Origin of the sequence: Phreatobacter sp. (assembly GCF_027532945.1) — a bacterium.
Taxonomy (GTDB): domain Bacteria; phylum Pseudomonadota; class Alphaproteobacteria; order Rhizobiales; family Phreatobacteraceae; genus Phreatobacter.
Map to the genome: position 1 here is coordinate 103,549 of NZ_JAPZTZ010000012.1, position 12,458 is coordinate 116,006.

Here is a 12,458-nt window from a genome sequence, read left to right on the forward strand (position 1 = left end):
AGGCCCGCCCCACGGCGGGCCTTCGCCGTTTCAGGACGGCGGCCGCGCCGGCATCAGCCAGGCGAAGGTCAGCGGCGCGGCGATCATCACCAGAAAGACGCGGATGATGTGGAAGGCGGCGACGAAGGCGACCTCGGCATGGAGCGCGACCGCGATCAGCGCCATCTCCGTGAGACCGCCCGGAGAATAGGCGAGCAGCAGCGTAATCGCCGGAAAGCCGGAGAGCTGCGACACGACCAGCGCGAAGGCGGTCATCCAGGCCATCAGGATGAGGGTCGAGCCAACCGACAGTGCGAGGACCCGCCAGACCACGTGGCTTGCCGTGCCGGCGAAGCGGCAGCCAACGGCGACGCCAAGGACGAGTTGGGCCGCGTTGACGATTTCGAATGGCGGCTTGAAGTCCGAGAGGCCCGTGACGTGGATCGCGGCGCTGACGATCATGCAGCCGAGCAGCGTCTTGGCCGGCAGCCGCAGCACATGGCCGAGGAAGGCGCCGGCAAAGCCGCAGACGATGAGCAGTCCTTCGGCCGCGAGCGGCGCGTCGAACATCGACACCCCGGTGACAGGCCGGTCGAGGCGGATGCCTTGCGTGAACTGGATGATGAAGGGCAGCGTCATCACCACCATGAGGATGCGCGCCGAATGGACGAGGGCTATGATGCGCGCATCCCCTCCCCGCTCCTCGCCATAGATGACCATCTCGACGAGGCCGCCGGGCATGCCGCAGAAGAAGGCTGTGACGCGGTCGTAGCCGCCGACCCGCCGGTAGTACCAGACGACCGAGGTGCCGCAGGCCGTCATGAACAGGACGAGCCCGGCGAGCGGCACGATCCATTGCGAGACCTGGCCGATGATGGCGGGGCTGAAGCCGGAGCCCAGCATGACGCCGATGATGGCCGACATGGGTGAGCGGATGACGCCGGGGGCTGCGACCGGCACGCGCACCAGTGCGGCAATGGTGCAGAAGGTCATGGCCCCGAGCATCCAGGGCAGCGGCAGCCGGAGTGTGTAGAAAAGCGCGCCGCCGATAATGCCGAGCGCGAGCGCCAGGGCGAAGCGGCGATAGGGAAAGACCGAGGGAGCGAACTCGGCGATCCCGCTGCGCAACTCGGCAAGCCAACTCGTCACGTCACGCCACCCCCTCACCTCGTCCGGCGCTTCGGCGCATAGCATGGCGGCACGCTGGCGGAAGGCGCAAAAATACGGTGTCAGGGCTTCGTTGCGGCGGGCGCGGGGCGCGTCAGGCCGGAGGCGATGGTGGGCAGTGACGGGCTCGAACCGCCGACATCCTGCGTGTAAAGCAGGCGCTCTACCAACTGAGCTAACCGCCCTCGCCGTGTCCGCATGTAGACCGCCATCGGCCGCCAAACAAGGGCGGAGCCGCGTCGGGATGCGAACGCAAAAGCGCCGCCGGACCCATGTCCGACGGCGCTTTGCATGAATGCGTCGCTCCGATCAGGAGTTGACGGCGTCCTTCAGGCCCTTGCCGGCCGAAAACTTCGGGGCCTTCGAGGCCTTGATCTGCACGGGCTTGCCGGTGCGCGGGTCGCGGCCCTCACGGGCAGCGCGCTTGGTCACCGAGAAGGCGCCGAAACCGACGAGCTTCACGTCGCCGCCGGCCTTCAGCGTGGCGGTGATCGCGTCGAACGTGGCATCCACTGCAGCACCCGCCTGCGCCTTGGTGAGGCTGGCGGCTTCGGCGACCGCGGCGATCAGTTCGTTCTTGGTCACGGGCTGTTCTCCTTCAGTTTGCGCCGATCCGGGAATACGCGATTCCGTCGCCGACGGGCGTCTCGTTTGCCGTGCCAAGATCACGAAAGCAAGGAAAATGCTGGCTTTGCGCCCGCCATGTGGACGATTCCAGGGACTTTCAACAGAAAACCCCGGACCTGGCGGCCCGGGGCTTGGAATGGTTCCAGATTGAGGCGTCAGTGAGCGACGACGGCAGCAGGGTCTTCATCGGTCTTGCGGGCTGAAAGAGGCTCGGCCTCCTCGTCCCACTGGACCGGCTCCGGCTGCCGGATGAGGGCGTGCTTGAGCACCTCGTCCATCCGCGCCACCGGGACGATCTCCAGACCGTTCTTCACGTTGTCCGGGATCTCCGCGAGGTCCTTGGCGTTCTCCTCGGGAATGAGGACCTTCTTGAGGCCGCCGCGCAGCGCCGCGAGCAGCTTCTCCTTCAGGCCGCCGATGGGCAGCACCCGGCCGCGCAGCGTGACCTCGCCGGTCATGGCGATGTCCTTGCGGATCGGAATGCCGGTCATCACCGACACCATGGCGGTGGCCATGGCGATGCCGGCGGAGGGACCGTCCTTCGGGGTGGCGCCCTCAGGCACGTGGACGTGGACGTCGCGCTTGTCGAAGAGCGGCGGCTTGATGCCGAAGTCGAGCGCCCGAGACCGCACATAGGAGGCGGCGGCCGAGATCGATTCCTTCATCACGTCCTTGAGATTGCCGGTCACGGTCATGCGGCCCTTGCCGGGCATCATGACGGCCTCGATGGTGAGGAGTTCGCCGCCGACCTCGGTCCAGGCGAGGCCCGTGACGGCGCCGACCTGATCCTCCGTCTCCGCCATGCCATAGCGATAGCGCGGCACGCCGAGATATTCCTCGACCACCTTCGGGGTCACCTTGATGGTCTTCTTCTTGGTCAGCGTCAGGTCCTTCACGCCCTTGCGGACGAGGTTGGACACCTCGCGCTCGAGGTTACGGACGCCGGCCTCCCGCGTGTAGCGGCGGACCACCAGCATCAGCGCCTCGTCGGTGATCGACCAGTCCTTCGCCGTCAGGCCATGCTTGGCGATGGCATTCGGGATCAGGTGGTTCTTGGCGATCTCGCGCTTCTCGTCCTCGGTGTAGCCGGCGATGCGGATCGTCTCCATCCGGTCGAGCAGGGCCGGCGGGATGTTGAGCGTGTTCGCCGTCGTCACGAACATCACGTTCGACAGGTCGAAATCGACCTCAAGGTAATGGTCGTTGAACGTCGTGTTCTGCTCGGGATCCAGCACCTCCAGCAGCGCCGCGGAGGGATCGCCGCGGAAGTCCTGGCCCATCTTGTCGATCTCATCGAGCAGGAAGAGCGGGTTCGCCGTCTTCGCCTTCTTCATCGACTGGATGATCTTGCCGGGCATGGAGCCGATATAGGTGCGCCGATGGCCGCGGATCTCGGCCTCGTCACGCACGCCGCCGAGCGAGATGCGCACGAACTCGCGCCCCGTCGCCTTGGCGATGGACTTGCCGAGCGAGGTCTTGCCGACGCCGGGCGGGCCGACGAGGCAGAGAATCGGGCCGGTGAGCTTGTTGGCGCGTTGCTGCACCGCCAGGTACTCGACGATGCGGTCTTTCACCTTGCCGAGGCCGAAATGGTCGGCGTCGAGGATCGCCTGAGCGCCGGGGAGGTCCTTCTTGATCTTCGACTTCTTGCCCCAGGGCAGGGACAGGAGCCAGTCGAGATAGTTGCGGACAACCGTCGCCTCGGCCGACATCGGCGACATCTGGCGCAGCTTCTTCAGCTCGTGGTTGGCCTTGTCGCGGGCCTCCTTGGAGAGCTTCGTGCGCTTGATCTTCTCCTCGAGCTCGGCGAGTTCGTCCCGTCCGTCCTCGTCGCCGAGTTCCTTCTGGATCGCCTTCATCTGCTCGTTGAGGTAGTACTCGCGCTGGGTCTTCTCCATCTGCCGCTTGACGCGGGTGCGGATCTTCTTCTCGACCTGCAGCACCGAGATCTCGCTCTCCATCAGGCCGAGCGCCTTCTCGAGGCGCTTGGCGACGTCGATCGTCTCCAGCACCGCCTGCTTGTCGGAAATCTTGACCGCCAGATGCGAGGCCACGGTATCGGCGAGCTTCGAGGGCTCCTCGATCTGGCTGACCACCGAGACGATCTCGGGCGAGACCTTCTTGTTGAGCTTCACATAGCCCTCGAACTCGGTGACCACCGAGCGGGCGAGCGCCTGGACCTGCACCTTGTCGCCGATTTCGTCGGCAACCGCGCTGGCCTCGGCCTCATAGAACTCCTCGCGGCCGGAATAGGCGCCGATGCGGGCGCGCGACACGCCCTCGACCAGGACCTTGACGGTGCCGTCAGGCAGCTTCAGGAGCTGCAGCACAGAGGCGAGCGTGCCGATCTCGTAGATCGCGTCCGGCTCCGGATCATCGTCCTGCGCCTTCTTCTGGGTGGCGAGCAGGATATGCGTCTCGGCGCGCATGACCTCTTCGAGCGCGCGGATGGACTTCTCGCGGCCGACGAAGAGCGGAACGATCATGTGGGGGAAGACCACGATGTCGCGCAGCGGCAGAACCGGGAAGGTCTTGACCTCGCCGGGGTTGAGGGGCGGACGCTTCTTGGCATCGCTCATGATTCACTCGTCCTTTCGTCGACACGCCGCGAAGCGGCCCGTGAAGGCCCGCGCCGACGGCGGCGCTCGGATGATCCGGGGAAAGGGTCACGCAGCGGAAGCGCGGGGGCGGCGGCGGGATTGAGGCCGGCCCGGAAGCTCTGGCGGCTTCCTTCGGAGGTCTCGAGGCGCTTGGCCGACCTCGGGCGGAACTCCTGCCCCGGGGTCTGTCGGTCACCATTAGGTGGCGGTGCACACCCCGGGTGTCAAGGCGCGCCGGGGATAGGTCGGATGGCGGTCTGAACCTTCGGCAGGAAAGCCACATTCGGCCGGCGGAGAGGCCTTGCCGCAACGCAAAAGGGCGGGCCGAAGCCCGCCCCCAAAAGCGTCGCACGAGAGGAGAATCAGGCGCTCTGCGCCTTCTCCTTCTCGGCGTAGATGTAGAGCGGCCGGGCCTTGCCCTGGACGACCTCCTCGGAGATGACCACCTCCTCGACGCCTTCCAGGCCCGGCAGGTCGTACATCGTGTCGAGCAGGATGCCTTCCATGATCGAGCGCAGGCCGCGCGCGCCGGTCTTGCGCTCGATGGCCTTGCGCGAGACGGCGCCGAGCGCGTCCTCGTGGAAGGTCAGGTCGACATTCTCCATCTCGAACAGGCGCTGGTACTGCTTGACGAGCGCGTTCTTCGGCTCGGTGAGGATCTTCTTCAGCGCGGTCTCGTCGAGGTCCTCAAGCGTCGCCAGAACCGGCAGACGGCCGACGAACTCGGGGATGAGGCCGTACTTCAGCAGGTCCTCGGGCTCCACCTCGCGGAAGATCTCGCCGGTGCGGCGCTCTTCCGGGGCACGAACCTTGGCGCCGAAGCCGATCGAGGTCCCCTGCCCCTTCTGCGAGATGATCTTCTCGAGGCCGGCGAAGGCGCCGCCGCAGATGAACAGGATGTTCGAGGTATCGACCTGCAGGAACTCCTGCTGCGGGTGCTTGCGGCCACCCTGCGGCGGGACGGAAGCGACCGTGCCCTCCATGATCTTCAAGAGGGCCTGCTGCACGCCCTCGCCCGACACGTCGCGGGTGATGGACGGGTTGTCGGACTTGCGGGAGATCTTGTCGATCTCGTCGATATAGACGATGCCGCGCTGCGCCCGCTCGACATTGTAATCGGAGGCCTGGAGCAGCTTGAGGATGATGTTCTCGACATCCTCGCCGACATAGCCGGCCTCGGTGAGCGTCGTGGCGTCGGCCATGGTGAAGGGAACGTCGAGGATGCGGGCGAGGGTCTGCGCCAGCAGCGTCTTGCCGGAGCCGGTCGGGCCGATCAGCAGGATATTCGACTTCGACAGCTCGACGTCGTTGTGCTTCGTCGCGTGGTTGAGCCGCTTGTAGTGGTTATGGACGGCGACGGAGAGGACGCGCTTGGCGTGGAACTGGCCGATCACATAGTCGTCCAGGACCTTGCAGATCTCCTTCGGCGTCGGGATGCCGTCCTTGGACTTGACCAGCGAGGACTTCGATTCCTCGCGGATGATGTCCATGCACAGCTCGACGCATTCGTCGCAGATGAACACGGTGGGTCCGGCGATCAGCTTGCGGACCTCGTGCTGGCTCTTGCCGCAGAACGAACAATAGAGCGTGTTCTTCGCGTCGGTGCCGGCCTTGCTCATCATCTCTCTCCAACGCGACCCCGACCTTGCGACCCGGATCGTCTGACGCGAGGCCCCTTTTCGGACCCTCTCGATGTCTCGGCCCCCCGGCTCGCCGATTGGCTCTTAGCCAACCATGGTGCGACCCACGGGATCAAGAAAGGATTAACGCTATTTCGTCACGTGCGTTTCACCTAGGGCCCGCACGTGGCCGTGGATCAGTCTATGCAAGGCCCGGGCCTAAGATGGTGTCCCAAATGCGACACCGGGCGGTTCGGGCGCCGGCGGTCCGGCGCCCTGATGCACGTTGCGTCCCGGGGCCGGCGGGCCGGCACCAGGGATGCCGATCAGGCCTTGGCCTCGGCTTCCTCGGAGCGCTTCTCGATGACCTCGTCGATCAGGCCGAACTCCTTGGCCTTCTCGGCGGACATGAAGTTGTCGCGCTCGAGCGCCTCCTCGATCTCCTTGAGATTCCGGCCGGTGTGCCGCACGTAGACCTCGTTGAGGCGACGCTTCAGCTCCTTGACCTCCTCGGCGTGGATCAGGATGTCGGTGACCTGGCCGCGATAGCCGCCCGAGGGCTGGTGCACCATGATCCGCGAATGCGGCAGGGCGAAGCGGCTGCCCTTGGCGCCGGCGGTGAGCAGCAGCGAGCCCATGGAGGCGGCCTGGCCCATGCACAGCGTGGTGACCGGCGGCTTGATGAACTGCATCGTGTCGTAGATCGACATGCCCGCCGTGACGACGCCGCCCGGCGAGTTGATGTACATGTTGATCTCCTTCTTCGGGTTCTCCGACTCCAGGAACAGGAGCTGGGCGACGATCAACGTCGCCATACCGTCCTCGACGGGACCCGACAGGAAGATGATGCGCTCCTTCAGGAGGCGCGAGTAGATGTCGTAGGAACGCTCGCCCCGGTTGGTCTGTTCGACCACCATGGGGACCAGATAGTTCATCAGCGTGTCGTGCGGGTCTCTCATCGTCTCTGGTCCTTTGGGGTCGCGAGCGGGGCGCAGCATTCCCCGAATCTCTTTGACGACATCCTAACGGCAATGCGCATTCGCCGTGAAACCGCGACCCTCGTGAGGAAGATGGCGGAAACGAGAAGGGCCGCCAGCGGCGGCCCTTCCCTCACAGGAACGTGTCCGTCGCAGCCCTTCAGGCGGCATCCTCGTCGTCGTTGTCCTTGAAGAGCTCATCCTTGGAGACGGTCTTCTCGGTGACGTCGGCGAGTTCGAGAATATAGTCCACGACCTTCTCCTCGAAGATCGGAGCACGGAGCGAGGCGAGCGCCTGGGGGGTCTTGCGGTAATAGTCCCAGACCTGCTGCTCCTGACCGGGGAACTGGCGCGCCCGCTCGACCACGGCGCGCGAGACCTCCTCGTCGCTGACCTTGATCTGGGCCTTCTCACCAATTTCCGCAAGGACCAGTCCGAGGCGGACGCGGCGCTCGGCAATGGCGCGATACTCGGCCTTCGCCTTCTCCTCGGTCGTCTCCTCGTCAGAGAAGGTCTTGCCGCGGGACTCCAGGTCCTGCGTCACCTGGCGCCACACGCTGTCGAACTCCTGATCGACCAGCGTCTGCGGCAGGTCGAAGGAATGACGCTCGTCCAGCGCATCGAGCAGCGAGCGCTTCAGCTTGCGACGCGAGGCGGCGGTGTACTCGCTCTTCAGGCGGTCGGAGACGGCGGCCTTCAGCTTGGCGAGGTCCTCGAAGCCCACCATCTTGGCGAACTCCTCGTCGATCGCCCGCTCGCCGGGCTTCTCGATGGTCTTCACCGTGACGGCGAACTCGGCATCCTTGCCCGCGAGATTGGCGGCCATGTAGTTCGACGGGAACTTCACCTTGACCAGCTTCTCCTCGCCGGCCTTGACGCCGACCAGCTGGTCCTCGAAGCCGGGGATGAAGGAGTTGGAGCCGAGCTCCAGCGGGATCTCGTCGGCCGAGCCGCCCTCGAACTTCTCGCCGTCGATCGTGCCGACAAAGCCGATGCTCAGGCGGTCGCCGTTCTCGGCAGCCGCGCCCTCGGCCTTCGGCTCGTAGGGACGGTTCTGCTTGGCCATCGTCTCCAGCATGTCCTGGATGTCGGACTCGGCCGGCTCGACAACCGGCTTCTCGACCTTGATGCCCTTGAAATCGGCGAGCTGGATGGTCGGCAGCACCTCGAAGGCGACGGTGTAGTCGAGGTCGGCCTTGCCCTCGAAGACGGCCTGCGCCTCCTCCTGGGCCTCGGGCAGCTTCACCGCCGGCTCCTGGGCCAGCTTGAAGCTGTTGTCATTGATGATCTTCTGGTTGGCCTCGCCGACGACAGCCTCGATGGTCTCGGCCAGCACGGCGCGGCCATAGAGCTTCTTGAGATGGGCAGTCGGCACCTTGCCGGGGCGGAAGCCGTTGATGCTGACGCGACCCTTCAGGTCGTCGAGGCGGGCCTCGGCCCGGGCGGCGAGATCGGCAACCGGAACCACGACGCGAAATTCGCGCTTGAGACCTTCGGACAGGGTGGCGGTCACCTGCATGGCGTCGTTTCTTTCGTGTTCGTGATCGGCGCGGCCGGCAAGAGATGGTGCGGGCGGAGGGACTTGAACCCCCACGACTTTCGCCACGGGAACCTAAATCCCGCGTGTCTACCAATTCCACCACGCCCGCCGAGGGCCGCTCGAAAAATGTTCCTCGTCCCGCCGGATGCTGGGCACCCGCCGGGCGCGGCTGCATAGCACCGGCTTCCGGCGATTGCATCAAGAAAATGACGGTGGGGTCGCGACCGGCAAGCGGGACGGCATGGGGCTGAAACGCCGCGCGGTGAGGCTTAGCCCAGCATGGTCGTCGACCGAGCGTGCCAGTTCGGCAGGTTCGGCTTGGCAGGCCGAGCGCACCGTGCGATGCCGCCGCTGCGCCACCGCACCCGTCCCGTCCAAGGAGCGACAATGTCCGCCGCCCGCCTCTCCCGCCGCCATTTCGGCGCGCTCGGCATCGCCGGGCTCGGAACGGCGGGGCTTGGTTCGGTGGGGCTTGGTTCGGTGGGGCTTGGCGGCGCATGGGGTCCGTGGGGCCTGGCCTTGGCGAACCCGGCCCCGGCGACGCCTGCCGTGCTGCGGCTCACCGCCGCAGCGGGCACGGTCAGCCTTGCACCAGACCAGCCGACGACGCCGATCCTGGGCTATGGCGGCGCCCTGCCCGGCCCGGTTCTGCGGGCGCGGCGCGGCGAGATGGCCGACATCCTGCTCCGCAACGATCTTGCCGAACCGACGGGTCTGCACGTCTGCGGCCTGCGCCGCCCTGCGGACGGAACGCACCTCGCGCCAGGTGCCGAGCGAGCACAGCGCCTCGCCCTGCCGGAAGCGGGCACGCTGCTCTACCGCCCGTCTCTCCTCTCCGGCGAGGCGCAGCTTCGCCAGGGTCTCGCAGGTCTCCTCCTTGTCGACGAGGCGACCCCGCCCCTCCATGATCGCGAAGTGCCGCTCGTCCTCGCCGAAGCCCCCGGCGGCCTCATGCTGGTCAATGGCCGCGGCGGCCCCGACCTGACGGTGCGGCCCGGCGAGAGGCTCTGGCTGCGCCTCGCCAATGCCACGGCATCCCGCGTGCTGCGGCTTGCCCTGCCCGACCAGACGCTGACCCTCATCGCCCTCGACAGCCAGCCTTGCGAGCCCTTCCCGCTGGAGGGCGGCCGGATCGTCCTGGCCCCAGGGCAGCGCGCCGACCTGATCTGGGACGTGACGGCGTCCGGGGCCATCCTGCCGATACAGATCGCCCGGTTCGGCGGCCAGACCCTCTCGGCCGACATTCCCGTCGCCGGCCCCCAGCTCCGCGACGCGCCGCTGCCGCCGCCACGGCCGCTACCGCCGAATGCCGTGCCGCAGGCCATGGACTTTCGCCGGGCCCTGCGCTGGGACTGGCCGATCGGCGGCACCGCCGAAGCCCCGACCCTCGCCGGCAGGGAGGACCGCACCGTGCCCGGGACGCCGGCCTTCCGCGCCCGGCCCGGCAGCGTTGTCGTCGCGACCATCCGCAACGATGCGCCGGTGCTGCACGCGCTCCACCTGCAGGGCCAGGCGGCGCGTCTCCTCGACGGGCTCGACGATGGCTGGAAACCCTATTTTCTCGACACGGTCCTGGTCGCACCCGGCATGACCGTCCGCATTGCCTTCGTCGCGGAACAGACGGGACGGTTCCTCGTCACCAGCCAGCCGATCAACGCGGAAGGCGGACCGGTCGCCATCGCTTATGATGTGACCTGAGCCGACCGGGTCATTCCTCGTTGTCCGGCGGCGCCGAAAGGTCCGCCATGAGCTGCGCCAGCACCCCCGGCAACGCCTCCGGCAGATCCTCGGCAATGAGCCCGATGCCCGCGTGCCGGGCCGCCTCGCCATGGAGCCAGACCGCAGCGCTCGCCGCCTCGAAGGCCGCCATGCCCTGGGCGAGCAGCCCGGTCACCATGCCGGCGAGCACATCGCCAGACCCGGCCGTGGCGAGCCAGGGCGGCGCATTGGCGGCAATCGAGGCGAGGCCATCCGGCGTCGCGACAATGGTGTCGGGCCCTTTCAGGACGACGATGGCGCCGGATCGCTGCGCCGCCGACCGGGCCGACGCCAGCTTCGCCCCTTCGTCATGGGCCCCGAACAGCCGGGCAAATTCCCCGGCATGGGGGGTGAGGACCACCGGCCGCCCAGGCCAGGCCCGGATGCCGGCGAAGAGCTGACCCGAAGCCTCGGCGAAGGCGGTCAGCCCGTCCGCGTCGATCACGGTGGCGGCCCCGCTTGCCAGCGCCTCGGCGACGAGGGCGCGCGTTGCCTCACCCGTGCCGAGCGCCGGCCCGAGGCAGACGGCATTGCGTCGCCGGTCGGCAAGGATGGCGGCAAGGCCCGCCGCGCCCTCCATCCGGTCCAGCATGATGGCGGTGAGATGGGAGGCGTTGACGACGAGCGCCTCCGGCGGAGAGGCCAGCGTCACAAGGCCCGCCCCGGCCCTCAGCGCGCCGCGGGCGGCAAGCCGGGCAGCGCCGGTGCGCATGATGCCGCCGGAGACAACCACGGCATGGCCGCGATGGTACTTGTGGCCATCGAGGCGCGGGATGGGAAAAGCGTCACCCCACAGCCCCGGCTCGTTGGCGAAATCGGTCGGACGGATCGTCTCCAGCACCGCATCGGCGATGCCGATATCGGCGACCCGCAGCGTGCCGCAGAGCTCGCGCCCCGGCAGCAGCAGGTGGCCGGGCTTGCGACGGAAGAAGGTCACTGTCTCGTCGGCCCGGATCGCGGCGCCCCGCACCGCCCCGCTCGCCCCGTCCACGCCCGAGGGGATATCGGCCGCGATCACCCGGCAGGGATGGGCGTTGACGGCTGCGATGACCTCGGCGGTCAACCGGTCGATGGGACGCGACAGGCCGGCGCCATAAAGCGCGTCCACGACCACGGCGACCCGGCCATGGTCCCACCGTGCCAGCGGCACCGGCGCCCGCCCCCAGGTCTCGGCGGCATCCACCGCATCGGGCGCGCGCGGGTCCGGCGGGCTGTCCGCAGCGACGGTCACCCGGAAGCCGCGATCACGAAGGACGCGCGCGGCGACATAACCGTCGCCGCCATTGTTTCCCGGCCCGCAAAGCACCACCACGCCAGCCCCGAGCGGCGTGCCGCGGGCCACCGCATCGGCGATGGCAATACCCGCGCGTTGCATCAGCACGCGGCTGGCCGTGCCGGCAGCGATGGTGAGGCGGTCAGCCTCGGCCATGGCGGCGGGGGTCAGCAGGGCGGCGTGATGGCGCATGAGACCACTGTCGACAGGCCGGTGGCGGTGGTCAACCGCGGCATCGCGCCTTCGGACTCGGGCAGCCTGCACATCTTTTCGGCAGACATCTGTTAGCGAGTTCCACCCGGCGCAGACCTCCCTCGCCGTGATTGCCTTTCAAATAGGCACATTGCTCATAACTTCGGCACATAACGGAACAGCCACCCGGCCCACGCGCGATGGCCGCATCGCTTCGCGTTGATTTCGCGCGGAAATCACGGCTCCGGCACTCTGGCACGTCTCCTGCTAGCCCGCGAAACGGTCCGGGGCGGGAACCACGAGCCGGCCAACGGACCACAGGAGCAGGATCGGAATGAAGAAGATCGAAGCGATCATCAAGCCATTCAAGCTCGACGAAGTGAAGGAAGCGCTGCAGGAAGTGGGTCTTCAGGGCATCACCGTCACCGAGGCGAAGGGGTTCGGCCGCCAGAAGGGTCACACCGAACTCTACCGCGGCGCCGAATATGTCGTCGACTTCCTTCCCAAGGTGAAGATCGAGATCGTCATGCCGGACGACATGGTGGAGAAGGCGATCGACGCCATCCGCCGTGCAGCCCAGACCGGCCGCATCGGCGACGGCAAGATCTTCGTTTCGACCATCGAGGAAGCCATCCGCATCCGCACGGGTGAGTCCGGCCTCGACGCCATCTGATTTCGAAATTCGGCGGGTGGCACCCGCCGCATGCCAACGTGCAAACCAAGAGG

At 67.2% G+C, this 12,458-nt stretch carries 9 protein-coding genes and 2 tRNA genes; 2 read left to right on the top strand and 9 right to left on the bottom strand.

Going from position 1 to position 12,458, the window contains the following annotated elements; all coding sequences use genetic code 11:
- Positions 1 to 30 precede the first annotated feature (30 nt).
- The 8 genes from O9344_RS09280 to O9344_RS09315 all read right to left on the bottom strand — a co-directional run bounded on the left by O9344_RS09280 (position 31) and on the right by O9344_RS09315 (position 8,618).
- Positions 31 to 1,128, bottom strand: a complete 1,098-nt coding sequence (locus O9344_RS09280; RefSeq protein WP_298475617.1) for an AbrB family transcriptional regulator — start codon at positions 1,126 to 1,128, stop codon at positions 31 to 33.
- Positions 1,129 to 1,255: 127 nt separating this feature from the next.
- A tRNA-Val gene (locus tag O9344_RS09285) sits at positions 1,256 to 1,331 on the bottom strand.
- Positions 1,332 to 1,455: 124 nt separating this feature from the next.
- Entirely contained in the window at positions 1,456 to 1,767 is a 312-nt protein-coding gene (locus tag O9344_RS09290) for an HU family DNA-binding protein (RefSeq protein ID WP_170118223.1), read from the bottom strand.
- 161 nt (positions 1,768 to 1,928) lie between these two features.
- Complete coding sequence (lon, locus tag O9344_RS09295) at positions 1,929 to 4,352, bottom strand: endopeptidase La (protein ID WP_298475620.1); 2,424 nt, start codon at positions 4,350 to 4,352, stop codon at positions 1,929 to 1,931.
- 383 nt (positions 4,353 to 4,735) lie between these two features.
- Positions 4,736 to 5,992 carry an ATP-dependent Clp protease ATP-binding subunit ClpX gene (gene clpX, locus O9344_RS09300; RefSeq protein WP_108177352.1) on the bottom strand — a complete coding sequence of 419 codons (1,257 nt, stop codon included), beginning with the start codon at positions 5,990 to 5,992 and terminating at the stop codon, positions 4,736 to 4,738.
- 326 nt (positions 5,993 to 6,318) lie between these two features.
- Positions 6,319 to 6,951 (bottom strand): ATP-dependent Clp endopeptidase proteolytic subunit ClpP, encoded by a 633-nt coding sequence (clpP, locus tag O9344_RS09305; protein ID WP_298475623.1) that lies wholly within the window; start codon positions 6,949 to 6,951, stop codon positions 6,319 to 6,321.
- Positions 6,952 to 7,129: 178 nt separating this feature from the next.
- Positions 7,130 to 8,488, bottom strand: coding sequence for a trigger factor (tig, locus tag O9344_RS09310; protein ID WP_298475626.1), 1,359 nt, complete (start codon positions 8,486 to 8,488; stop codon positions 7,130 to 7,132).
- 45 nt (positions 8,489 to 8,533) lie between these two features.
- Positions 8,534 to 8,618: transfer RNA gene (locus O9344_RS09315), tRNA-Leu, on the bottom strand.
- A gap of 278 nt (positions 8,619 to 8,896) precedes the next feature.
- Between O9344_RS09315 and O9344_RS09320 the strand changes: the two genes are divergently transcribed.
- Positions 8,897 to 10,207, top strand: a complete 1,311-nt coding sequence (locus tag O9344_RS09320; RefSeq protein WP_298475629.1) for a multicopper oxidase family protein — start codon at positions 8,897 to 8,899, stop codon at positions 10,205 to 10,207.
- Positions 10,208 to 10,217: 10 nt separating this feature from the next.
- Here the strand turns inward: O9344_RS09320 and O9344_RS09325 are convergent, their stop codons facing one another.
- Positions 10,218 to 11,732, bottom strand: a complete 1,515-nt coding sequence (locus O9344_RS09325; RefSeq protein ID WP_298475632.1) for an NAD(P)H-hydrate dehydratase — start codon at positions 11,730 to 11,732, stop codon at positions 10,218 to 10,220.
- Positions 11,733 to 12,066: 334 nt separating this feature from the next.
- Between O9344_RS09325 and O9344_RS09330 the strand changes: the two genes are divergently transcribed.
- On the top strand, positions 12,067 to 12,405 hold the full coding sequence (locus O9344_RS09330) for a P-II family nitrogen regulator (protein ID WP_106748590.1): 339 nt from the start codon (positions 12,067 to 12,069) through the stop codon (positions 12,403 to 12,405).
- Positions 12,406 to 12,458 lie beyond the last annotated feature (53 nt).